Annotated in this window: 20 protein-coding genes and 1 pseudogene; 18 read left to right on the forward strand and 3 right to left on the reverse strand. The window is 47.6% G+C overall.

What is annotated here, in order from left to right:
• The first annotated feature begins 5 nt into the window (after positions 1–5).
• The 6 genes from ACOCLE_RS15350 (at position 6) to ACOCLE_RS15375 (ending at position 5,092) form a co-directional block, all read left to right on the forward strand.
• Entirely contained in the window at positions 6–374 is a 369-nt protein-coding gene (locus tag ACOCLE_RS15350) for a hypothetical protein (protein ID WP_419533207.1), read from the forward strand.
• 85 nt (positions 375–459) lie between these two features.
• Positions 460–1,965: an IS66 family transposase gene (gene tnpC, locus ACOCLE_RS15355; protein WP_419532963.1), complete on the forward strand. Its 1,506-nt coding sequence runs from the start codon at positions 460–462 to the stop codon at positions 1,963–1,965.
• A complete protein-coding gene (locus ACOCLE_RS15360; protein WP_419533208.1) occupies positions 1,955–2,341 on the forward strand; it encodes a hypothetical protein in 387 nt (128 codons plus the stop codon). The genes tnpC (ACOCLE_RS15355) and ACOCLE_RS15360 overlap by 11 nt, the downstream gene beginning before the upstream one ends.
• A 174-nt stretch (positions 2,342–2,515) precedes the next feature.
• Entirely contained in the window at positions 2,516–3,745 is a 1,230-nt protein-coding gene (locus tag ACOCLE_RS15365; protein ID WP_419533209.1) for a hydantoinase/carbamoylase family amidase, read from the forward strand.
• A gap of 100 nt (positions 3,746–3,845) precedes the next feature.
• Positions 3,846–3,956, forward strand: coding sequence for a cytochrome c oxidase subunit CcoM (gene ccoM / locus ACOCLE_RS15370; RefSeq protein WP_419533210.1), 111 nt, complete (start codon positions 3,846–3,848; stop codon positions 3,954–3,956).
• A gap of 116 nt (positions 3,957–4,072) precedes the next feature.
• A complete protein-coding gene (locus ACOCLE_RS15375; RefSeq protein WP_419533211.1) occupies positions 4,073–5,092 on the forward strand; it encodes a CobW family GTP-binding protein in 1,020 nt (339 codons plus the stop codon).
• Between the two features lie 13 nt (positions 5,093–5,105).
• On the opposite strand, the gene ACOCLE_RS15380 is transcribed toward ACOCLE_RS15375, so the two are convergent.
• Positions 5,106–5,834 (reverse strand): AAA family ATPase, encoded by a 729-nt coding sequence (locus ACOCLE_RS15380; protein ID WP_419533212.1) that lies wholly within the window; start codon positions 5,832–5,834, stop codon positions 5,106–5,108.
• Positions 5,835–5,876: 42 nt separating this feature from the next.
• Between ACOCLE_RS15380 and ACOCLE_RS15385 the strand changes: the two genes are divergently transcribed.
• The 6 genes from ACOCLE_RS15385 (at position 5,877) to ACOCLE_RS15410 (ending at position 13,125) form a co-directional block, all read left to right on the forward strand.
• Positions 5,877–6,638 carry a thiopurine S-methyltransferase gene (locus tag ACOCLE_RS15385; RefSeq protein ID WP_419533213.1) on the forward strand — a complete coding sequence of 254 codons (762 nt, stop codon included), beginning with the start codon at positions 5,877–5,879 and terminating at the stop codon, positions 6,636–6,638.
• A gap of 174 nt (positions 6,639–6,812) precedes the next feature.
• Positions 6,813–8,756 carry a DUF748 domain-containing protein gene (locus ACOCLE_RS15390; protein WP_419533214.1) on the forward strand — a complete coding sequence of 648 codons (1,944 nt, stop codon included), beginning with the start codon at positions 6,813–6,815 and terminating at the stop codon, positions 8,754–8,756.
• An 85-nt stretch (positions 8,757–8,841) separates the two neighbouring features.
• On the forward strand, positions 8,842–10,347 hold the full coding sequence (gene tnpC, locus ACOCLE_RS15395) for an IS66 family transposase (protein WP_419533215.1): 1,506 nt from the start codon (positions 8,842–8,844) through the stop codon (positions 10,345–10,347).
• Positions 10,337–10,711, forward strand: coding sequence for a hypothetical protein (locus ACOCLE_RS15400; RefSeq protein ID WP_419533216.1), 375 nt, complete (start codon positions 10,337–10,339; stop codon positions 10,709–10,711). The genes tnpC (ACOCLE_RS15395) and ACOCLE_RS15400 overlap by 11 nt, the downstream gene beginning before the upstream one ends.
• Positions 10,712–10,713: 2 nt before the next feature.
• Complete coding sequence (locus ACOCLE_RS15405; protein WP_419533217.1) at positions 10,714–11,277, forward strand: sugar O-acetyltransferase; 564 nt, start codon at positions 10,714–10,716, stop codon at positions 11,275–11,277.
• A 93-nt stretch (positions 11,278–11,370) separates the two neighbouring features.
• The gene (locus tag ACOCLE_RS15410; RefSeq protein ID WP_419533218.1) at positions 11,371–13,125 is read left to right on the forward strand and encodes a mechanosensitive ion channel domain-containing protein; all 1,755 of its coding nucleotides are present in this window, start codon (positions 11,371–11,373) and stop codon (positions 13,123–13,125) included.
• Between the two features lie 144 nt (positions 13,126–13,269).
• On the opposite strand, the gene ACOCLE_RS15415 is transcribed toward ACOCLE_RS15410, so the two are convergent.
• Complete coding sequence (locus ACOCLE_RS15415; RefSeq protein WP_419533219.1) at positions 13,270–14,010, reverse strand: UPF0149 family protein; 741 nt, start codon at positions 14,008–14,010, stop codon at positions 13,270–13,272.
• Between the two features lie 544 nt (positions 14,011–14,554).
• On the opposite strand from ACOCLE_RS15415, the gene nrdD reads away from it, so the two are divergent.
• The 5 genes and pseudogenes from nrdD to ACOCLE_RS15440 all read left to right on the forward strand — a co-directional run bounded on the left by nrdD (position 14,555) and on the right by ACOCLE_RS15440 (position 19,618).
• The gene (gene nrdD, locus ACOCLE_RS15420) at positions 14,555–16,675 is read left to right on the forward strand and encodes an anaerobic ribonucleoside-triphosphate reductase (RefSeq protein ID WP_419533220.1); all 2,121 of its coding nucleotides are present in this window, start codon (positions 14,555–14,557) and stop codon (positions 16,673–16,675) included.
• 258 nt (positions 16,676–16,933) lie between these two features.
• Positions 16,934–17,335 carry a DUF6680 family protein gene (locus tag ACOCLE_RS15425; protein ID WP_419533221.1) on the forward strand — a complete coding sequence of 134 codons (402 nt, stop codon included), beginning with the start codon at positions 16,934–16,936 and terminating at the stop codon, positions 17,333–17,335.
• 51 nt (positions 17,336–17,386) lie between these two features.
• Entirely contained in the window at positions 17,387–17,866 is a 480-nt protein-coding gene (nrdG, locus tag ACOCLE_RS15430; RefSeq protein WP_419533222.1) for an anaerobic ribonucleoside-triphosphate reductase-activating protein, read from the forward strand.
• A 97-nt stretch (positions 17,867–17,963) separates the two neighbouring features.
• Positions 17,964–19,214, forward strand: a complete 1,251-nt coding sequence (locus ACOCLE_RS15435; protein ID WP_419533223.1) for a BRcat and Rcat domain-containing protein — start codon at positions 17,964–17,966, stop codon at positions 19,212–19,214.
• Positions 19,215–19,334: 120 nt separating this feature from the next.
• Positions 19,335–19,618, forward strand: a pseudogene (locus tag ACOCLE_RS15440) (4Fe-4S cluster-binding domain-containing protein).
• Between the two features lie 79 nt (positions 19,619–19,697).
• Here ACOCLE_RS15440 and ACOCLE_RS15445 read toward each other — a convergent pair.
• Complete coding sequence (locus ACOCLE_RS15445) at positions 19,698–20,321, reverse strand: LysE family translocator (protein WP_419533224.1); 624 nt, start codon at positions 20,319–20,321, stop codon at positions 19,698–19,700.
• A 123-nt stretch (positions 20,322–20,444) separates the two neighbouring features.
• On the opposite strand from ACOCLE_RS15445, the gene tnpC (ACOCLE_RS15450) reads away from it, so the two are divergent.
• Entirely contained in the window at positions 20,445–21,950 is a 1,506-nt protein-coding gene (tnpC, locus tag ACOCLE_RS15450) for an IS66 family transposase (protein WP_419532963.1), read from the forward strand.
• The last annotated feature ends 197 nt before the right edge of the window (positions 21,951–22,147 follow it).

Below are 22,147 nucleotides of genomic sequence, written 5' to 3' on the forward strand. Positions count from 1 at the left end.
TGCACATGTCATCCACCAATGAAAATCAAACTTCTGAACCCGCTATGGAAGGCTGGGGATCAGTAGAAAAAGGGCTTTCCGGAAACTACCCGTTATCTATTGGAAGTGTGCTCAGTGAAGCCTGGGAGAAAACCGGTGGAGCTAAATGGACAATCCATTTAGCCATGGCTATCTATTTTGGCATTGCCATATTACTGGTGATTGCCGCTGCCATACCTGCCCTGATCGTACCGGAAGGCATTCTTCTTGAGATATTTCTTCAATTGGCCATGATAGCGGTTACTACACCGCTGTGGGCGGGTGTTTATATGATAGGTCTCCGACGGTCTGTCAACGCCCCAATCCGGGCGGGGCAGGTTCTTGACTATTTGTAACTATTCAGCACCCTTCATATAAATCTGGAATTTTCTGATTTTTCGACCATCATCTTATACTCAATTTTTCTAACAAATCTCCAGTATGGAACCAGACTTCCCAGCTACTCCGTTTACCGAAGCTCTCCTTAAAGAGAATGAAGAGCTTCGGACCGAGAATGCGCTTTTACGGGAACGTTGCAGCGAACTGGAAGAAAGGGTTAATAAAAACAGTCAAAACAGTAGTAAGCCACCATCGTCAGATGGTTATCAAAAGCCCAGTAAAAAAGGGAGTGATAAAGGTGATACATCTTCCAAAGAAGCCCCCTGCTCCTCACAGGAAACACCGAACCCCAAAAGCCTTAGACCATCTTCAGGCAATAAACCAGGTGGCCAGAAAGGTCATCAAGGCTCTTGTTTGAGACGTGTCGCCTTACCCGATTATGTCAGGCATCTGAAGGTTGAAAAATGTTGCTGTTGCCAGTCTTCGCTTATCGATATTAAACCCACCAAATACATTGAGCGACAGGTTTTTGATCCAGGTAGACCCGGAGAATTTGAAGTTACCGCGTACTGGGCAGACGTTAAAGTATGTCCTTGTGGTAAACGGAACACCGCTGAGTTTCCCCAAGGAGTGAAAGCCGCTGCTCAATACGGAGAAGTGACTCAGGCAATGGCTGTTCATTTAAACCAGTATCACTTCATCCCATATCACCGGGTGTCTGAGTATTTCAATACTATTTATTGCATGAGTGTCAGCGCAGGCTCTGTTGCCAATTTTGTTGCCTATACCCATGAGAACCTGGCCTCTACTGAGCAGAGTATCCGCGATGCTTTACAAGAAAGTCCGGTTGCAGGAGCGGATGAAACTGGCATGCGGGTTGACGGTTCACTGTGGTGGTTACACATTATGCGAGATGACCAATGGACGCTTTACTACCTCTCAGAAAGGCGAGGTTGTGAAGCAATGGATGCAATGGGCATCCTGCTGACTTTTGCAGGCATTCTGGTTCACGATCATTGGAAGTCCTACTTTGCCTATGCGGCAGTGCATGTGCTTTGTAATGCCCATCATCTGAGAGAGCTTCAGGGAGTTGTCGATAGGGATGCGAATAAGCTGGCTCTGCGGCTGATGAAATTGCTTACGCTCTCCTGGCACTTCTGCAAGAAATACAAAGCAGCCGGTCTGACTCAAATGCCTGGTGCAATACAGCTTCGCATTGAGACGATATACGACCAAATCCTTCAAAGGGCTCTCACGAAGGAAACCGCTTATATGGAAAAACAACGACAGGTGCTTGGACGTAAGAAGGTCAGGAATACCAAGGCCTACAACCTGTTCAAAAGGCTTATTGAGTTTAAGGTTGAAACGTTGCGCTTCATGTCGGACTTTTCAATTCCCTTCGATAACAATGGCAGTGAACGTGATGCCAGGATGGCCAAACTTAAGCAGAAGATCTCAGGCTGCTTCAGAAGCGAAGACGGAGGTACCATGTTTACCCGAATCCGAAGCTATTTATCATCTGCTAAAAAGCAGGGGTTGAACATATTTCAGGCGCTTCTTAAAGCGGTTCGAAATTACAACAATACGCCTTTGCTGGGTGCTGAATAGTTACGACTATTTCAACACTACCCTGCCACTGCTTGGTTTATATATTCTGATGACGATTCTCATCGTGATTGGTTTCTTATTACTGATCCTTCCAGGCATTTATCTTGCCATTGCCTATATGCTGGCCATTCCACTGGTAGTCGACAAAAAAATGGGGATCTGGGAAGCGCTGGAAACGTCTCGAAAAGCGGTTACCAAGCGCTGGTTTTCGATTTTCGGACTCACTCTGCTGATTATGCTGATCAATGCCATCGCCATGATTCCACTCGGCCTCGGGCTGATCTGGACGGTTCCCATGTCCACGATTGCTTTTGGCATACTCTATCGAAATATCTTTGGCTGCAGTCAGCAGACTCTCCGCTCTGATACCTTGTAAGTCTTCTCCTGCAGCAGGCAATATTTCGCCTGCTGCACCGGTATTCCCCGTCACCTGTCTCTCCATTGACCCAACTCAACACCTGCAAATTCTGCCAGCTTAGAATGTCGCTGAGTGTTTCCAACTGTCATACATTTCCCCAGGGTCTTTTTCTGTCAGGGCGGTATAAAAACAATGAAGTCAGTATCCATTAATCCAGACCGTCTGCTGAACGACCTTTATGAGCTCAGGAAATTCGGCCAGTACAAGACCGGTGTTATTCGTCAAATGTACTCCCCGGCAGATATGGAATCGAGACAGTGGTTACAGGAACAAATGACCAGTTCCGGACTGGATGCCCAGATCGATGGCCTTGGCAATGTGATCGGTTATTCCGGAAAGTCTGCCCGAACCTTATTGATGGGCTCTCACACTGACACTCAACCCATTGGGGGCTGGCTGGATGGTGCTTATGGGGTTATCTGTGCCCTTGAGGTGTATCGATCCCTTTCTGAGAATCCGGATACCAGCCATATGTCCGTGGACATTGCATCCTGGGCTGACGAAGAAAACACATTCCACGACTTTCTTGGCTGCAAGGGGTTTCTTGGCCAGTTACCTCCGCAGGTGATTAACACAGCCATTCGTGCTGACGGGCTCCGGTTAAAGGATGCCTTAAATGCTGCGGGCCTCAATGGCATAAGCGAACAATATGACCCCGAACGCTACCTTGCCTACCTGAGCACTCATATTGAACAGGGGCCAAGACTGGATATCTCGCAAAAGCAGATTGGGATTGTTAACCAGATATCCGGCTGTCGTGAATTTGAAATTTCTTTCTTCGGAGAGAGCAACCATGCTGGTTCCACTCCAATGGCCATGCGACGGGATGCCGGTATGGCCATGATGGAGTTTGCCACCATTCTCAATCGCCGATTCCGTCAGACAGGGACGAAACAATCGGTCTGGACCATTGGGCATGCGGAATTTGATCCGGGCGTTCTATCGGTTATTCCTGGAAAAGCCACAATGACCCTTCAATTCAGAGACCCTTCACCCGCTCAGCTGGATCGGATGGAGCAGGCATTATGGCAAATGGCAAAAGCCCTGCAGAAAGATCTGAAAGTTGACATCCAGATTGAAAAAGAAACGGATATTGCTCCGGTTCGTCTGGATGGAAAAGTGCAGGAAGTGCTATGTCATATAGCCCAGCAGCACTGCCCAAATAACTGGCAGCTCATGTCCAGCGGTGCAATACACGACACCGGATTTTTTTCTCACGTCATGCCGTCAGGAATGCTGCTGGTTCCCAGTATTGGAGGAATCAGCCACAGTTTTGATGAAGACACCAGCGAAGAGGATTTGATCATCGGGTGTGAAGTGCTCGCCAATGCAGCTGCTGAGATTATCAGGCAGGCTTCTTAAAGCCCGCCTGATTGATCTGCGTCAATTATTTTTTCCGGTTACCCCTTAACCTGAAGTGATACAGATCTTTCATAAAACAACCAACAAAAAGGAATGGATTATGTATCTCGACACAGTGGTCATTGCTGGTGTTCTGGTCGTGTTGGCAACCGTCATCGTTGCGGGTGGTGTTGCCGGATTTATTATTCGGGATGCGCGAAAAAAACGCTAATCATCGATAATGACCTGTGTTTTTGCCGTACCAGGTCTTTCTACCTGCTCCTACCTCATTTTTAGAATCCCTGACAGACTGCTACACTTCCAGAAAATTGCAGGGCTGTTATTACAATGCAGAAAAAGATTCCAACCAATTTGATCACGGGGTTTCTGGGCTCCGGTAAAACCACTGCTATTCTCCACCTCCTGAAGCAGAAACCCGAAGATGAAACCTGGGCTGTTCTGGTGAATGAGTTTGGTGAAGTCGGTATTGATGGTGCTCTTCTACAGGGATCCTCAGCACGAAATGATGTGGTAGTCCGCGAAGTGCCCGGTGGCTGTATGTGCTGCGTGGCAGGGCTGCCCATGCAGATTGGTCTCAATATGCTGATTGCCCGCAGCAAACCGGACCGGCTGCTGATTGAACCTACAGGATTGGGGCATCCACAGGAAATTATTAACACACTCCAAGGCGATTATTATCAGGAGATTCTGAGTCTGGAAGCGAGTATCTGCCTTCTGGATCCACGAAACCTTGAAGATGACCGATACCTTGAGAATGACAATTTCCGGGATCAGATTCACCTGGCCGATGTGCTGGTTGCCAACAAAACGGACTTATCCTGCGAAGATGACCGAAAACGTTTTGAGCAGTTTGCAAAGCAACTCCCCGAGCCACACCCGGTCACTGCCTGGGTCAAGCAGGGTGAGTTATCGGTAGAATGGCTGGACCTTCCCCACAGTGATCGTGTAGCCATTAACCCTAAAGCCCATCATGCTCACAAAAGCCCTCAGCAAGACCAAACCACTGAACCCGTTGAGCTCAAACTGCCTGAAGGCCAGCTGTTTCTCCGCAAGGAGAACAAAGGCCAGAATCATTTCAGCTGCGGCTGGCTGTTTTCTGAAAGTGCATCATTCTCATTTGACCGTCTGTTCTCATTGATCCACGCTCAGACTGCTCAGCGCCTGAAGGCAGTTGCAAAAACCGATCAGGGCGTAAGAGGGTTTAATATGCAGGATGGGGTTGTCAGTATTATTGAAATGGAAGAAAGCCCAGACAGCCGGCTGGAAATTATTAGCAGTTCACCGATGGACTGGGATCATTTTGAATCTCAGCTGCAGCAAACCATCATTTACCAACCGGCAGCTTAAGCCGGTTTGTTCCTTACTCTTTAATCAGCCCTGTTATTTCAGAAAGTATCTTTTCCTGATACTCGTCATTGTCTGACCAGTGCTTCCATGCATCAGGATATTCCAGTCGGGAAAAAGGAATATCCTGGTAAAGCTGGTTCAACACGGCTTGCCATGCCTGTAAGTACAACCTCCCTTTATCCTGTACTGTTCCCTCAGGTGCATGTTTACGTGACCAGAATGATGAGCCATAGAGGCTTAACAGCATGGGAGATAACAGTTCACCACGATCAACCAGTGGTTTATGCCCCTCTGTCGTATCGCTGCAGGAAAGAAAAACCAGTAGAGGTTTAGCTGTCATGACTGACTCACAAAGTTTCTGGTGATGAGCCAGAATATGAGCAACAGGAATATCGTGGAAGAACCACGGCATCACACAGTTCTGCCAGAATTTACCCACAAAAATGACAACCTGCTCAGGAGTTTCAATCAACTGTTCACTCAACATCATCCACTGGCCGGAAGTATCTACGGTCGGGTCATGTAAATGCTGCAAAAATACATTTTCACCGGACAGGTAAGCCCTTTGCTCAAAAAGGCTCTTGCGCATCATATTGATGGCCCAGGTATCAACAGGGTTTGACCGGTCATATTCATCGTACAGTGAAACCACCTTACCGATAGACTCAAGCTTCTTAGCCAGAGCCTTGCCCAGCGTTGACTTGCCGGTTCCGTGCGTCCCTTCAATCAGAATCAGCTGCATTCTGCTACCTTGTATGCACGACTTCAGAGAGTAAAGCTGACCATGAAATACACTCAGCTATTTATCTTCCTACTGACAGCCGGTATTGTTGTTATTTGTAATACAAAAGCATCTGAATCAGTGTCCTATCATGATAACGGGATATCAATAGCAATGGACGATATTAACTGGCGGTCTCATTGGGAGAACAATAACATTGGCTTCCATCTCGATCAGACCAACCCCATGCTGGTTAAACACTGGCCCAAGATACGTGCAGTCCCAAAGGACATGGTGTTCGTTCCTCTGTGCGGTAAAAGCCTGGATATGATTGAACTGCACAGACAGGGGCACTTTGTCCTCGGCTCAGAGTTGAGTGAGATTGCTGTGGAAGCGTTCTTCACAGAACAGAACCTCAATCACTCGAAACATGAAGCGGGTGAACACGAGTACTGGTCAAGTGAGCGTATGGCCATCATCCAGGGAGACTTTTTTACCCTGGCAGAAGAGAGTATCCCGGCCAGATTTGTTTATGATCGGGCAGCCCTGGTGGCTCTCCCCCCCGGCATGCAGGAAGCCTATGTAGAACACCTCCTGCGTATCGCACCCGATATTGAACAAATTCTTCTGGTTACTGTTGAATACGATGACGTTGCCGCAGCAGCGCCGCCATTCAGCATCCCACCAGATCGAGTGAAAGCGCTTTACGGTGACTATTTCGAAATTGACCTGATCGAAACACGGGATACCAAGCCCTCACCACGAAAACAGGCTCAGGGGTTGAAAGTGATTACCGAGCATGTTTTCAAACTTGACCGGAAGTAGCCTCTAAGGTCTGTTGACGTTTCGTTTTTTTTGCAATACCAATCCCTCCCGCTGCCTGATATCATCAGGCAGGTTTGACCTATCGTCCAAACTCTCCTGTTTTATCTGCCATCCATCTTGTCTTTGAAAGGAAGAGGGACTGGCCACCCTGAATTTTTATATGTGACTCAGACCATGATCAGGAAACTGGTTTCATACATTATTAATGCAGTGGCCGCGTACACGATTATCGGTTTTGTTGTTGTGCCACCACTTATACATGCAGGCATTGTTCTGGCCGGTAACCATTTTCTTGCCAGGGAACTGAAGCTGGGTGCGGTTTACTTTAACCCGCTGACACTCAAGCTATCCCTGATTGCTGTTGATGTCAGAGACACCATGAAGCTGTATTCCGCTGATATTGACCTTTCATGGAAAGACCTGCAAAAGGCACTGCTTACCGAGAATAATATTCGACAGCTGACACTGGATAAAATACGGATCAACAATCCAGAGAGTGATTTCACCTTAACGGAAAATGGACAGAATAACTTTGCGAGTTTACTGAAAGAGTTCCCTGAACAGCCCACATCGACCGAAACAGAGAAAGAAGGCTCAAGTTCTTCCTTGCAATTCACAGTCAATCAGATTGCCATCGAAAATGGCAGGTTTGGATTCACTGACTACCAGTTCACTGATGGGCATTCGCCGTTTTCATTACAACTTGACCAGATCAATATTCAAGGACAGTCCCTTGGCTGGCCCCAAGCAGACTCAATCGTTAATTTCAGTACCCAGTTGAATGGTGAAGCTGTAGTAAACAGCAAAGTCGATCTGGCACTATCCGGTATCCCTTCGGAAGCATCAGCTTCTGCATCCATTTCGCTGAATAATATTAACCTGACTGATTTCCAGCCCATCATTAACCGATTTACCTATGTTGATTTGACCAGTGGCCTTCTGGATACCAGGGCAGACATAAACTGGCAGGCGGAATCTGGCGTACAGCTTACCAGTGACGTCACTATCAACCAGCTGCAACTGGACGATAGCAGAACTCAGGAAACCGTTGCCCAGTGGCTGCAGCTTCAATTGAGTGCGCTCAGTTACCAGCAGAAAGACAATCGACTGGAGATTGGCCAGTTACTTCTGGCTGCGCCATCGGTTGTCATTGCCGTGGATGAAAAGCTGCAGGTCAATCTGGCCAGCCTGGTTAAACCGATTGAAAATACAATTAGCAGTGAGCAAGAAGAGGTAGATATAACCACTGCTACCGGAACAGAAACGCCTGACTTCAGCCTGGCCATCAACCGGCTGGCTATTGAAAATGGAGCCATGGATTTTTCGGATCGCTCCTTCCAACCGGGTTTTGCAACCCCGATTGTTAACCTGAATGGTGAAATCGATGGCTTCGATACCCGCAGTAAAAAACCGGCTACGATTAAAATCGATGGTCGGGTCGACCGCTATGCCCCAGTTACCATAAAAGGTGCTCTCAACCCGTCTTCCCCGCTGAACATGACTGACCTGTCAATGTCGTTTACTAATGTCGAACTGACCACTTTAACGCCTTATTCCGGTCGTTTTGCCGGCTACAGCATCCAAAAGGGCAGGCTCCACCTGGATTTAAACTACCAGATCAAAAACCACCAGCTTTCCGCTACCAACCAGATGCTGCTGGATAAACTGATACTGGGTAGCAGGGTGGATAGCAATGAAGCCGTAGACCTTCCCATCCGGCTGGCCCTGGCATTACTGAAAGATCGAAATGGGCAGATTGATATCACTCTGCCCATCTCTGGTGATCTGGAAAATCCGGAATTTGAACTGGGCCCCGTTATTCGAATGGCCCTGGTCAACCTGATCACCAATATTATTTCCGCCCCTTTTGACCTGCTCGCCTCCCTCGTTGGCGGTAGCGCCGAAGAGATGCAATTCGTTACCTTCGAACCGGGGCAGTTTTCCATCAACCGTTCAGAACAAGTTGAATCCCTGGACAAACTGGCCAAAGCACTGCGTGACAGACCGGGATTACAACTGGAAGTTACTGGCAAAACAGCAAAGGATTCGGACTGGCCTTTGGTCGCCAGATCACTTCTGGAGAGTGAGCTGACTCAACGGTGGATAAAAGAGCTGTAACTATTCAGCACCCTTCATATAAATCTGGAATTTTCTGATTTTTCGACCATCATCTTATACTCAATTTTTCTAACAAATCTCCAGTATGGAACCAGACTTCCCAGCTACTCCGTTTACCGAAGCTCTCCTTAAAGAGAATGAAGAGCTTCGGACCGAGAATGCGCTTTTTCGGGAACGTTGCAGCGAACTGGAAGAAAGGGTTAATAAAAACAGTCAAAACAGTAGTAAGCCACCATCGTCAGATGGTTATCAAAAGCCCAGTAAAAAAGGGAGTGATAAAGGTGATACATCTTCCAAAGAAGCCCCCTGCTCCTCACAGGAAACACCGAACCCCAAAAGCCTTAGACCATCTTCAGGCAATAAACCAGGTGGCCAGAAAGGTCATCAAGGCTCTTGTTTGAGACGTGTCGCCTTACCCGATTATGTCAGGCATCTGAAGGTTGAAAAATGTTGCTGTTGCCAGTCTTCGCTTATCGATATTAAACCCACCAAATACATTGAGCGACAGGTTTTTGATCCAGGTAGACCCGGAGAATTTGAAGTTACCGCGTACTGGGCAGACGTTAAAGTATGTCCTTGTGGTAAACGGAACACCGCTGAGTTTCCCCAAGGAGTGAAAGCCGCTGCTCAATACGGAGAAGTGACTCAGGCAATGGCTGTTCATTTAAACCAGTATCACTTCATCCCATATCACCGGGTGTCTGAGTATTTCAATACTATTTATTGCATGAGTGTCAGCGCAGGCTCTGTTGCCAATTTTGTTGCCTATACCCATGAGAACCTGGCCTCTACTGAGCAGAGTATCCGCGATGCTTTACAAGAAAGTCCGGTTGCAGGAGCGGATGAAACTGGCATGCGGGTTGACGGTTCACTGTGGTGGTTACACATTATGCGAGATGACCAATGGACGCTTTACTACCTCTCAGAAAGGCGAGGTTGTGAAGCAATGGATGCAATGGGCATCCTGCTGACTTTTGCAGGCATTCTGGTTCACGATCATTGGAAGTCCTACTTTGCCTATGCGGCAGTGCATGTGCTTTGTAATGCCCATCATCTGAGAGAGCTTCAGGGAGTTGTCGATAGGGATGCGAATAAGCTGGCTCTGCGGCTGATGAAATTGCTTACGCTCTCCTGGCACTTCTGCAAGAAATACAAAGCAGCCGGTCTGACTCAAATGCCTGGTGCAATACAGCTTCGCATTGAGACGATATACGACCAAATCCTTCAAAGGGCTCTCACGAAGGAAACCGCTTATATGGAAAAACAACGACAGGTGCTTGGACGTAAGAAGGTCAGGAATACCAAGGCCTACAACCTGTTCAAAAGGCTTATTGAGTTTAAGGTTGAAACGTTGCGCTTCATGTCGGACTTTTCAATTCCCTTCGATAACAATGGCAGTGAACGTGATGCCAGGATGGCCAAACTTAAGCAGAAGATCTCAGGCTGCTTCAGAAGCGAAGACGGAGGTACCATGTTTACCCGAATCCGAAGCTATTTATCATCTGCTAAAAAGCAGGGGTTGAACATATTTCAGGCGCTTCTTAAAGCGGTTCGAAATTACAACAATACGCCTTTGCTGGGTGCTGAATAGTTACAAAGAGCTTAAGGCGCAGAAAAAGCCGGTTCCTGAAAAGCTTATCCTGTCCACCATGGATGAAGACACTCATTTGCGACTCCTGCAAACCATTGCAGGCACCGTGATGAACAGTGAAAGCGCTGAACTGAATATTGAACAGGCCAACGCGGACACCATTACCCAGCATCTACTGGCACAATGGCCATTTAACGAAAACGCCATGCGACAACTGGCGATAGATCGTGCCCGGGAGATCAAGGATTATCTCATGGATGAGGGCGGCCTGGATCCTCAGCGGATATTCCTGTTGAGTGTCCAGAATCTGTCCGAAGGTTCTGCAGAAAAACCATCCACTGAGTTACAACTAAACGCGGGCTGATCATGCTGTACACGTCTGAAAAAGAGAAAATGCTGGCAGGCATGCCTTACGATGCCTGGGAGTCAGAACTGCTGTCTGACCGCATGCGGGCCAAAAGTCTGTGCGCCAGGTTCAACATGGCGGATCCAACCGACCTGGATGGCAGGATGGCCATTCTCAGAGACCTGTTATCCATCAAAGATACGGCCCATATGGAGCCAAACTTCTTTTGTGATTATGGATACAATATTGAGATAGGCAGTAACTTCTACTCCAACCACAATCTGACAATTGTTGACGTCTGCAAAGTCACTATTGGGGACAATGTACTTATTGCCCCTCATGTCATGATCTCAACCGGTACTCACCCCATTGACCCAATTGAGCGGCAGAAAACCGAGTATGGTTCCCCCATCACCATCGGTAACAATGTCTGGATAGGCGGCAATGTATCCGTTCTTCCCGGCGTTACGATTGGCGACAATTGTGTGATCGGCGCAGGTAGCGTGGTGAACAGAGACATACCTGCCAACAGCGTTGCCGTCGGTAACCCCTGCCGCGTCATTCGGACAATCGACGCTCACTGATCATTTTTATCCAACAGCATCAATCTACTGCTCTTTTTTGCACTTCAGCGCCTAAACTGAAGCAGTGATGGATGTCTTTTTCGGAGTCACCCAATGTTCAGAAACGCCTTCTGGGTATTGTTGTTTATTTCCTTTCACTGTCTGGCAGAAAATGCGGTTACTCAACCACCATCACCTACGGAACTGGTTGCTTCACAGACTGCGGTAATCAACGATATTGAAGCCACCAGTAAACGGGTGGTTCAGATGGAAGCCACCTGGGAGAAAACCACCTCTGAAATGACCCGTGACTTAATTCAGCAACAGGTCGTTTCTGATATTCGCACCACGACCCGACTGGTTAATCATTTCCTGGATCAGGTGAAGGTTATTAATACCCCTGAGGCCATTAAACTGGGTGAAGAGGTAGTGAACGCGGAGAATCGCTTTTTTGAAGCCCGGCTAACCCCCGCCTCATCGGACCTGCGTCAACTGTTTGAGCAGTATGAGAAGGCCAGTGCCGATGAGCAGTTACTGGTGTTGTTCAACATCAATGACTTCTACGCCTATATAAACTGGTTGCAGAATGAACGGCTGGATAACCTGAATTTACTGAAAAGCTGGAAGGTTGATACCGCCGCTGCGCAACAGGAGCTCGATCAGGAGATCACTCTCTATGCCGAGTTCATGGCGACTTATCTGCGCAATAATACCCGCCAGAAAGAGTTGTTACAGACAGAGCTGAAGTCCCTTCCTGCGGATGCTCGAAGCTCTCTGGAAAGCAAAATTGCCACTCAGGATCGCCTGGTACGCAGTGCTGTCGCCAACCTGAAACAGATCGTGATCATGATGGAAGAGCAGGGACTGCCGGTGGATCAGTACAATGAACTGATTTTCAAGACCACCGGTAATCTGGCAGAAGCGGTGGTGAACTTCGAAACCCTGCGTACAGTCATTGCCGGGCTCTGGGACGACCTGATTCACTGGTTTAAATCCAACATGGGCGGCATACTCTCCCGCCTCTTCCTGTTTGCCGCCCTGATGGCAGTAGCCATACTGCTCGCCCGTCTGGTACGACGGGGAATATCCCGGGCGGTTACCCACAAGAAAGCCCGCTTCAGTACTTTGGTTCAGGAGTTCTTTATCAATGTGGGCGGTAATCTGGTGGTGGTCTTCGGCTTCCTGTTTGCTCTGGCACAGGTAGGGCTGGACTTAACACCGGTACTGACTGGTTTGGGGGTTGCCGGTATTGTGATCGGTTTTGCCCTGCAGGATACCCTGTCCAATTTTGCCTCCGGGATGATGATCCTGATCTACCGCCCCTTTGATGTAGGTGACTTTGTGGAGGCCGGCGGTGTTGCCGGTAAAGTGGGCAAGATGAGCCTGGTAAACACCACAATTCGCACTTTCGACAACCAGGTCTTTATGGTGCCCAATGCCAAAATCTGGGGAGAAACCATCAAGAACATCACCTCGGAACGTATCCGCCGGGTCGATATGGTCTTTGGCGTTGCCTATGGAGACAATGTTGAACTGGTGGAAAAAATTCTTGAAGAGATTGTCAGCAGCCACCCGAAAATACTGAAAACACCCGAACATATCATTCGCCTGCACGTGCTCAACGAATCATCTGTGGATTTTGTCGTTCGTCCCTGGGTTAAAACAGACGACTACTGGGATGTATACTGGGACATCACCCGTGAGGTGAAAGTCCGGTTTGATCGAGAAGGTATCACCATTCCATTCCCACAGCGGGAACTTCACTTTTATAACAAAACGCCAGCAGACCTGCCGGGCGAGCGGGTGACCATTCAACGCTCAGAAATCGGGCTCCGTACAGTAAGCGAAGGAGAAGACGGACGCGCCTAGAAGGCGCCTTAGAACCACGAAGAGCACAAAGAGCCGATTCATGCGCCCGCAAAATCGGCTCTTAAACCTTCCGAGGTGTTCGCGCCAGAACAGCCTTTTTCAAAAACTTTGTGGACTCTGTGATCTCCGTGGTTCCAGAAAGTCTTACTTGGTTTCACAGCACTTCTTGTGCTTTTTACCACTACCACATGGGCAAGGATCATTGCGGCCGACTTTAGTCACCTTAACCGGTGCCGGCTTTTCCAGGGCCTTCTGCCAGATCTCACGAATATCATGACACATCACTGCCATTTCCCGGGCAACCGCTGGCATTGCCTGGAGCATCTTATTCACATCCGGGCCATCTTTCTTCTTGGCTTTTTCCAGCAGGCTGTCTGCACGACTCCAGACGTTCAACAGCACCATGCAACTGGACCAGGATTCTTCCATAGGCTGAACTTTGGGATGCTTCAGGACCTGGGTCCAGACATCCATCAGCAGTTCACTGCCCTGTCCATAACCCATCGCCCATTCCTGAAGGCGGGAAAATTCTGAAGAATACACATCTTCAGCCCGACACTCTTCTGGAAGTACCTCAAAGCCACCACTGATGGTCTTTCTGGTTTTATCCAGCAGGTTAAACAGAATATGACGGATATCATCTTCCTGCTGTGCCGATTCAAACGTTGGTGTTCTGGTCGCCAGCGCCAGAGTCATCCAGCGATCCGGTGGCACATTAACAGGTGAGTTGGCAATGGCAAACATCAGGCCTTTGATGGCCGACAGCGTCATAACCTGACCACTTTTCCCGGCAGGGCGTGATGCCAGGAAGGCAGATAATACTTTTTCCTGCTGCTGATCAAACTCGCAATTGGCCAGGGATGCTTTTGTGGAACTATCGCTCAACTCAATCTCCTCTCTCCATTTCTGGACAGATACTAAAAAAGGCGCAGATCATCTCATCATCAACCGTGTCCATCAATAAGTAGCTGGCTATATGGAATCGAATATTTCTGGCTACCCGGGCAGGTGTTATGCGAGGTACAACTCCGGTCACATAGCCATAGCCTGGTGACCGGAGTTGTAACGAAGCAGGATGCCATCACAAGTAGTCAGAAAATATCACTCCATACCGTTAGCTACTTATGAATGCCTGCCTACCAAACCATCTCGGTATATACCTACAAAATGCTTTTCCAGCAGTCTCTCGCTGTTTAACCACACAGTATGTATGACTTTCCCTGTCAGTAACTCCTGACTTGGAGATGAAAACCGTGATTTCCCGTGAAGATTTACGTTTTGTCAATATTGCAGAACACGTCACTTTAGTAGATCATAGCTGCCAACAAACACTATATATAGTGCTCACCAAACCAACACACCACTACCTGTAGATATTTCAGCCAGAAAGGCGCAATATCTAATGACTCTATCTGCCCGGAGACCCACCATGACTGAGATCATCAAACGCGATGGTTCACGCCAGCCTTTTGATGCGCCGCGCATCGTAAAAGCCGTTGCCAGCGCCCTGAATGATGCTCAGATCAAAGACAATGACTTTGCTGAGTATGTTGCTAAAAAAGTGGGCAATACGGTGGCTGGTCAGGCAACGGTGGATATCTATGATATTCAGAATCAGGTGGAAGACCTGCTGATGAGCAGCGAGTACCACAACGCGGCTCGCAAATACATTGAGTTCAGGCAGACCCGTGATATTGAGCGGGAATCCCGTAATGCCATGGGCAGGGATATTCTCAGCATTATCAATCAGGATAATGAAGAGATCATGAACGAAAACGCGAACAAAGACAGTCAGGTTATCCCGACACAGCGGGATTTACTGGCTGGCGTTGTCGCCAAACACTACGCCAAACAACATATTCTGCCTGCCCATATTACCGCAGCTCATGAGCGGGGAGAGATTCACTACCACGATCTGGACTATGCGCCCTTTTTCCCCATGTTCAACTGTATGTTGATCGATATTGAAGGGATGATGAACAACGGTTTCCGTATGGGTAATGCGGAAATTGAAAAACCAAAGTCGATCACCACGGCTGCAGCCATCACCGCCCAGATCATTGCCCAGGTTTCCAGCCATATCTATGGTGGCACCAGTATCAACGAGATTGACCGTATTCACGCACCTTATGTTCGCAAGACGTTCGACAAGCATCTCAAGCAGGGCATGCGCTGGATTGGTGATGAAGAGAAAGCCCGTGAATACGCTATGGAAATGACTGAGAAGGACTGCTACGACGCTTACCAGGCTTTAGAGTATGAGGTAAATACCCTGCATACTGCCAATGGTCAGACACCGTTTGTCACCTTTGGTTTTGGTCTGGGAACCAGCTGGGAAGAGCGTCTGGTACAAAAGTCCATCCTGAAAAACCGGATTCGTGGTCTGGGCAGAAATTGCAAGACGCCGGTCTTTCCAAAGCTGGTGTTTGCCATCAAGAAAGGGGTGAACTTCAGCGCTGAAGACCCGAACTACGACATCAAACAGCTGGCACTGGAGTGCGCCAGCAAGCGGATGTACCCGGATATTCTCAATTATGACAAGCTGGTTGAAGTCACTGGCAGCTTTAAAACACCCATGGGCTGTCGTTCATTCCTGGGCGTTTATGAAGAAGATGGCAAGCTGATTCATGATGGCCGAAACAACCTGGGGGTTGTCTCACTCAACCTGCCTCGTATCGCGATTGAAAGCAAGGGCAGTGAAGAGGCCTTCTATAAGTTGCTGGAACAGCGTCTGCAGCTGGCCAAAGAAGCATTGATGACCCGCATCCAGCGCCTGGATAATGTTCATGCCCGGGTAGCCCCTATTCTCTACGTAGAAGGTGCCTGTGGTGTTCGCCTGAAGCCAGACGACAAGATCAGTGAAATCTTTAAAAATGGTCGTGCATCCATCTCCCTTGGCTACATCGGTATCCATGAGACGATCAATGCTCTATACGGTACTGGTGATCTGTATGACAGTGAAGCGCTTCGCCAGAAAGCCGTTGCCATTGTTGAAACCCTGCGTGCAGCGGTAAATGAGTGGAAAGAAGAGACCGGCTACGGCTTCAGCCTCTACTCAACCCCAAGTGAAAGTCTGTGTGACCGTTTCTGCCGACTGGACAGAAAGAAATTTGGTGTCATTGAAGGAGTAACTGAAAAAGGCTACTACACCAACTCTTTCCACCTGGATGTGGAAAAGAAGGTTAACCCATACGACAAGGTCGACTTTGAGCAGGTATACCCTAAACATGCCAGTGGTGGCTTCATCTGCTACGGTGAATACCCGAACATGGTCAACAACCTGAAGGCACTGGAAAACGTTTGGGACTACACCTACGACAAGGTTCCTTACTACGGCACCAATACACCGAATGACTCCTGCTACAGCTGTGGTTATGAAGGTGAGTTCAACGCCACCAGCCGTGGTTTTGAGTGCCCGCAGTGCAAGAACCGGGATTCAGATAAAATGTCCGTAACCCGTCGCGTCTGTGGCTACCTGGGCCAGCCTAACAGCCGACCTTTCATTAAAGGTAAGCAGGAAGAAGTAGTTCGTCGGGTTAAGCACCTCTGATACGGCTTATCGTGAGGGATTAAAAGCTTTCACCACAAAGGCACAGAGACACAAAGAAGAGTTTTTTGGCAATCTCGTTCCCACGGAACCCCGTGGGAATGCCTACTGAACCCTACTTAAGTTACACAGCTTATGAAAAGGCCGAAAATCCTGAACATCAAGAGTAATACTTCCCCATACAAAGAGTTAGGGACTCAGACAGGCTAACTCCAATTAGAGCTATCTGACTGAATATAATATTTTGGGAGTATATTAAAAATGAATATCTCAATTACCATCATTTCTTCATTAATATCAGGAATTTTAAGCGTTCTGATTTCAACTTACTTCTTTCAGCGCTATGAGAAAAGAAAGCAAAGACTAGAGGTACTAAGAGATCTGGTAGGTTACCGGTTTGCCTTGACTCATAACACAACCTCTGAAGCTAAAATAAAGTTTTTTAGTGCTTTAAACCAAGTATCAGTTTTATTTCATAATGAGCCAGAAGTAATTAAAGCACTCCACAACATGCATCGTGAACTCCAACTGCCTGATAGATTGTTTGATAACCTGGTCACGCTGCACAAAAGTATTTGTAAAGTACTTGGAATTAAAATTGCTGGACTAAATGATGATTTTTTTCTAACTCCTTTCAATGCAACTTATGGGTATGAGAAGTAGAATGCCATTTATCGCTACATACATACTTGATAGTAAGTACAACAAGAAAGCATGAACTATCTCCAATATTATCCAATCGATGTGGTTAATGGCGAAGGCACCCGCTGTACGTTGTTTGTGAGCGGTTGTGAGCATTTCTGCAAAGGCTGCCATAACGCCACGACCTGGGATGCCAGCAAGGGAACCCCGTTTGACCAGGCTATGGAAGACCGGATTATTGAAGACTTGGGTGATGCACGCATCAAGCGGGATGGACTGTCACTCTCCGGTGGAGACCCGCTCTTTCCGGGAAATATTCCCGGCATGCTTAAGCTGGTAAAACGGGTAAAAGCTGAGTATCCGGAGAAAAACATCTGGCTCTGGACCGGGTACACACTGGAAGAACTCAGCAAAACCCAACAGGACGTTATTCAATATATCGATGTACTGATTGATGGGCGCTTTGAGTTAGATAAGAGAGATCTGTCACTGCCATGGCGCGGTAGCAGTAACCAGCGGGTGATTCGTATTGATACCAAAGTACTAAATTAAATCCCTGAGCGGGTAAAAACGAAAACAAGGGAACTTTGTTATAAACAATATTGTCTTTACTAAGTATTTTTCTAGAATACTAAAGGATAGACAAATAATGATGGACACTCTTAATGCATTAAACCCGTTCGCATTCGCAGCTAATATTAACCCGGCTGGCCAAGACCATATTCCTAATAATAGACATGGTATAGGTTATTGGCTGGGTCGCAGTGTCAAACCTGTCATTGCGGTTGGTACAGCCCTATATCTGGCTCCTAATCTCGTTGCTGCAGCATTGGGGGCAGTTGCTATCTATACCATCTGCGTTCTGGCTGAGAAGCTTGTAACCAATTGGCTTCCCAATCCATTTAATCGCAATAGTGATAGTCATAGTGATGGGCGTTATAGATTTGAACCAGCAGACGCATCACAACAGCTTAGAACGCCGCCAGAAGGCACCCCTGACTGCCCTATATGCCTGACAGGATTTGATGCTGCTCCAGCAGTTAATCTCACTGGTTGCACGAATCCCTCATGGTTACACCCTGACTGTCTGTCAGGACATTTAAACGCTCGAATTCAGGCCCCCGTAGAGGACATTGAATTAAAAGGACGTGGCGTGTTATGTCCTTTATGTCCAAGCGCACCTGGTGAAGTCAAGCATGTTTTACCCACGAACGTACTCGGCAAATACATTACCGACCCTCAAACACAGCAGTTAGTACAAGATTTCCGTCTGGCTGGCCAGTATCGGCTTTTTCGTGAAGATCCGAACTCCAGGCAACTGGACTCTTTGGTTATGAAAAAGCCTGTATGTCCAGTCCCAGAGTGTCAAAAGGAACATCCTGAAGTCAACCTTAGAGACCAAAGTCAGCTCCGGGTAACCTGTGACGGAGTTAAAGCTGTCGATCCAGGCCCGGGCGACAGCCTTGTACGTTGTACCGAAATTTTTTGTGCAAGTTGTCAGAATCCCCCTCATCGAAACCAGACTTGCGCCCAGGCGGATATTAATAATAATCAACAAATTATGGATCTTCGAGCAAAACTAAGTATGTATCAAGACGCTAAAAGGCATGATAATCAGGCTCGTCCATGCCCGAAATGCGATACCCCTATAATACGAGAACCCGGCGGCTGTAACTTAATTCAGCGGAACGGAGAACATAGAATTTATAACAACGCACAAGATAGGGGAACGTGTAATCACAATATTTGTTTTGAGTGCCTGAAAGATTGGCCTTCAGTCTACGGAAATTCAGGCCATCGTTATTTCAACTGTACTGACCCTGGAAATCGTCAAGTCGTCTACGACAGGAAAATCCGTGAAATCAAGGCAGCGCTCCGCGCGGCGGGCGCGAGAGTCTGAGCGATGCAACATTGATCAATGCAAAACTAAAACTGGTGGATGGTATAGCGTTCTTATTGACCAGACTCTGAAAACCAGACGACTGAAGACCTGAGTGATTCTTGTATCAAGCCGGATGGGCTGCCACTCTCCGGTAGAGACTCACTTTATCCTGGGAGCCTGTCCGGCATGCTGAAGCTGGTTAAACCGGTAAAGGCAGAGTATCCAGAGAAACATATCCGGCTCTGTACCGGCCATACGCTGGAAGAACTCAGCAAAAAGCCCAGCAGGAAGTCATGCAATATATTGATGTATTGATTGATGGTCGTTTTCAGCGGGATAAGAGAGACCTTTCACTGCCCTGGCGCGGCAGCAGTAACCAGCGGGTTATTCAATTGAAAAGCCCTATTCACTTAGCCCGCTGATACACTTCTTATTAAAAAACTGCCGCTTTCATAATGTCGATGGATGAAAACGCTGAAAAGGCGGCACACTGACTTTTGTTTACCCAAATGCCAACCAGATACCCACCCCCATCATCAGAGAGCCGGCAATCCGGTTCATCACTCGAACATTGCCGCTTTTCTGCAGAAAATGTCGCAGTGTTATTCCACCTGCTGCGTAAATATTCAGGCAGATAAATTCAATAATCAGAATAATGGAAACCAGAACGATCAGCTGTGGGGCAACCGGCAGGTCTGCAGAAATAAAGGGTGGCAGCAGCGAGATACAGAATGCCCATCCTTTAGGGTTAGCTACGGCTGTTACAAATCCCTGAACCATAAGCTCTTTGGGGGCCGTCTCTCTGGGTTGCTGACCCTCATGGGGAATAGCCATTTTCCCTTTGGAAAGCCACATCTGGAATCCCAGGTAAAACAGATACACGCCGCCTACCCACTTAAACACCGTGAATGCAGTTGGGTAATTCAACATCACAGCGGCTACACCAATCACGGCAAGTACCGCAATCAACCCAACACCCAGCAGTTCTCCCAGCATCATCCAGAGCGCTCGTCGAACACCGACGGTCATACCCAGCGTCATGGCCAGTGTCATGCACATGCCCGGGGTTGCAGAAACAAAGAAAAACGTGGGAACAAACAGAGCCAGCAGAGATGAACTGACCATATCAACTCAATTCCAGAAAATGATTAAAAAATTTGTAACTATTCAGCACCCTTCATATAAATCTGGAATTTTCTGATTTTTCGACCATCATCTTATACTCAATTTTTCTAACAAATCTCCAGTATGGAACCAGACTTCCCAGCTACTCCGTTTACCGAAGCTCTCCTTAAAGAGAATGAAGAGCTTCGGACCGAGAATGCGCTTTTACGGGAACGTTGCAGCGAACTGGAAGAAAGGGTTAATAAAAACAGTCAAAACAGTAGTAAGCCACCATCGTCAGATGGTTATCAAAAGCCCAGTAAAAAAGGGAGTGATAAAGGTGATACATCTTCCAAAGAAGCCCCCTGCTCCTCACAGGAAACACCGAACCCCAAAAGCCTTAGACCATCTTCAGGCAATAAACCAGGTGGCCAGAAAGGTCATCAAGGCTCTTGTTTGAGACGTGTCGCCTTACCCGATTATGTCAGGCATCTGAAGGTTGAAAAATGTTGCTGTTGCCAGTCTTCGCTTATCGATATTAAACCCACCAAATACATTGAGCGACAGGTTTTTGATCCAGGTAGACCCGGAGAATTTGAAGTTACCGCGTACTGGGCAGACGTTAAAGTATGTCCTTGTGGTAAACGGAACACCGCTGAGTTTCCCCAAGGAGTGAAAGCCGCTGCTCAATACGGAGAAGTGACTCAGGCAATGGCTGTTCATTTAAACCAGTATCACTTCATCCCATATCACCGGGTGTCTGAGTATTTCAATACTATTTATTGCATGAGTGTCAGCGCAGGCTCTGTTGCCAATTTTGTTGCCTATACCCATGAGAACCTGGCCTCTACTGAGCAGAGTATCCGCGATGCTTTACAAGAAAGTCCGGTTGCAGGAGCGGATGAAACTGGCATGCGGGTTGACGGTTCACTGTGGTGGTTACACATTATGCGAGATGACCAATGGACGCTTTACTACCTCTCAGAAAGGCGAGGTTGTGAAGCAATGGATGCAATGGGCATCCTGCTGACTTTTGCAGGCATTCTGGTTCACGATCATTGGAAGTCCTACTTTGCCTATGCGGCAGTGCATGTGCTTTGTAATGCCCATCATCTGAGAGAGCTTCAGGGAGTTGTCGATAGGGATGCGAATAAGCTGGCTCTGCGGCTGATGAAATTGCTTACGCTCTCCTGGCACTTCTGCAAGAAATACAAAGCAGCCGGTCTGACTCAAATGCCTGGTGCAATACAGCTTCGCATTGAGACGATATACGACCAAATCCTTCAAAGGGCTCTCACGAAGGAAACCGCTTATATGGAAAAACAACGACAGGTGCTTGGACGTAAGAAGGTCAGGAATACCAAGGCCTACAACCTGTTCAAAAGGCTTATTGAGTTTAAGGTTGAAACGTTGCGCTTCATGTCGGACTTTTCAATTCCCTTCGATAACAATGGCAGTGAACGTGATGCCAGGATGGCCAAACTTAAGCAGAAGATCTCAGGCTGCTTCAGAAGCGAAGACGGAGGTACCATGTTTACCCGAATCCGAAGCTATTTATCATCTGCTAAAAAGCAGGGGTTGAACATATTTCAGGCGCTTCTTAAAGCGGTTCGAAATTACAACAATACGCCTTTGCTGGGTGCTGAATAGTTACAAAAATTTAAAGATTCTGACCAGGGGCATTCACAATTGGATGTATGAACAGCCTCTGGCACCCACTATTGAATAAGTACCTGATCATATGAAATCGAATATTTCTGGCTTAGTGGTTAGTTACTATGCAAGGCTCAGCGGAGTGAGCATAGCCGTAGCTATGTGATCGTAGCTGTAACGCTGCACAACTGCAT

It is taken from the genome of Endozoicomonas sp., from assembly GCF_965196975.1.
GTDB lineage: Bacteria > Pseudomonadota > Gammaproteobacteria > Pseudomonadales > Endozoicomonadaceae > Endozoicomonas.

Excerpts from the sequence above, each read along its gene's own strand:
- ACOCLE_RS15350 (WP_419533207.1), top strand. The coding sequence starts at position 6 with ATGTCATCCACCAATGAAAATCAAACTTCTGAACCCGCTATGGAAGGC.
- tnpC (WP_419532963.1), top strand. The coding sequence starts at position 460 with ATGGAACCAGACTTCCCAGCTACTCCGTTTACCGAAGCTCTCCTTAAA.
- ACOCLE_RS15365 (WP_419533209.1), top strand. The coding sequence starts at position 2,516 with ATGAAGTCAGTATCCATTAATCCAGACCGTCTGCTGAACGACCTTTAT.
- ccoM (WP_419533210.1), top strand. The coding sequence starts at position 3,846 with ATGTATCTCGACACAGTGGTCATTGCTGGTGTTCTGGTCGTGTTGGCA.
- ACOCLE_RS15375 (WP_419533211.1), top strand. The coding sequence starts at position 4,073 with ATGCAGAAAAAGATTCCAACCAATTTGATCACGGGGTTTCTGGGCTCC.
- ACOCLE_RS15380 (WP_419533212.1), bottom strand. The coding sequence starts at position 5,834 with ATGCAGCTGATTCTGATTGAAGGGACGCACGGAACCGGCAAGTCAACG.
- ACOCLE_RS15385 (WP_419533213.1), top strand. The coding sequence starts at position 5,877 with ATGAAATACACTCAGCTATTTATCTTCCTACTGACAGCCGGTATTGTT.
- ACOCLE_RS15390 (WP_419533214.1), top strand. The coding sequence starts at position 6,813 with ATGATCAGGAAACTGGTTTCATACATTATTAATGCAGTGGCCGCGTAC.
- tnpC (WP_419533215.1), top strand. The coding sequence starts at position 8,842 with ATGGAACCAGACTTCCCAGCTACTCCGTTTACCGAAGCTCTCCTTAAA.
- ACOCLE_RS15405 (WP_419533217.1), top strand. The coding sequence starts at position 10,714 with ATGCTGTACACGTCTGAAAAAGAGAAAATGCTGGCAGGCATGCCTTAC.
- ACOCLE_RS15410 (WP_419533218.1), top strand. The coding sequence starts at position 11,371 with ATGTTCAGAAACGCCTTCTGGGTATTGTTGTTTATTTCCTTTCACTGT.
- nrdD (WP_419533220.1), top strand. The coding sequence starts at position 14,555 with ATGACTGAGATCATCAAACGCGATGGTTCACGCCAGCCTTTTGATGCG.
- ACOCLE_RS15425 (WP_419533221.1), top strand. The coding sequence starts at position 16,934 with ATGAATATCTCAATTACCATCATTTCTTCATTAATATCAGGAATTTTA.
- nrdG (WP_419533222.1), top strand. The coding sequence starts at position 17,387 with ATGAACTATCTCCAATATTATCCAATCGATGTGGTTAATGGCGAAGGC.
- ACOCLE_RS15435 (WP_419533223.1), top strand. The coding sequence starts at position 17,964 with ATGATGGACACTCTTAATGCATTAAACCCGTTCGCATTCGCAGCTAAT.
- ACOCLE_RS15445 (WP_419533224.1), bottom strand. The coding sequence starts at position 20,321 with ATGGTCAGTTCATCTCTGCTGGCTCTGTTTGTTCCCACGTTTTTCTTT.
- tnpC (WP_419532963.1), top strand. The coding sequence starts at position 20,445 with ATGGAACCAGACTTCCCAGCTACTCCGTTTACCGAAGCTCTCCTTAAA.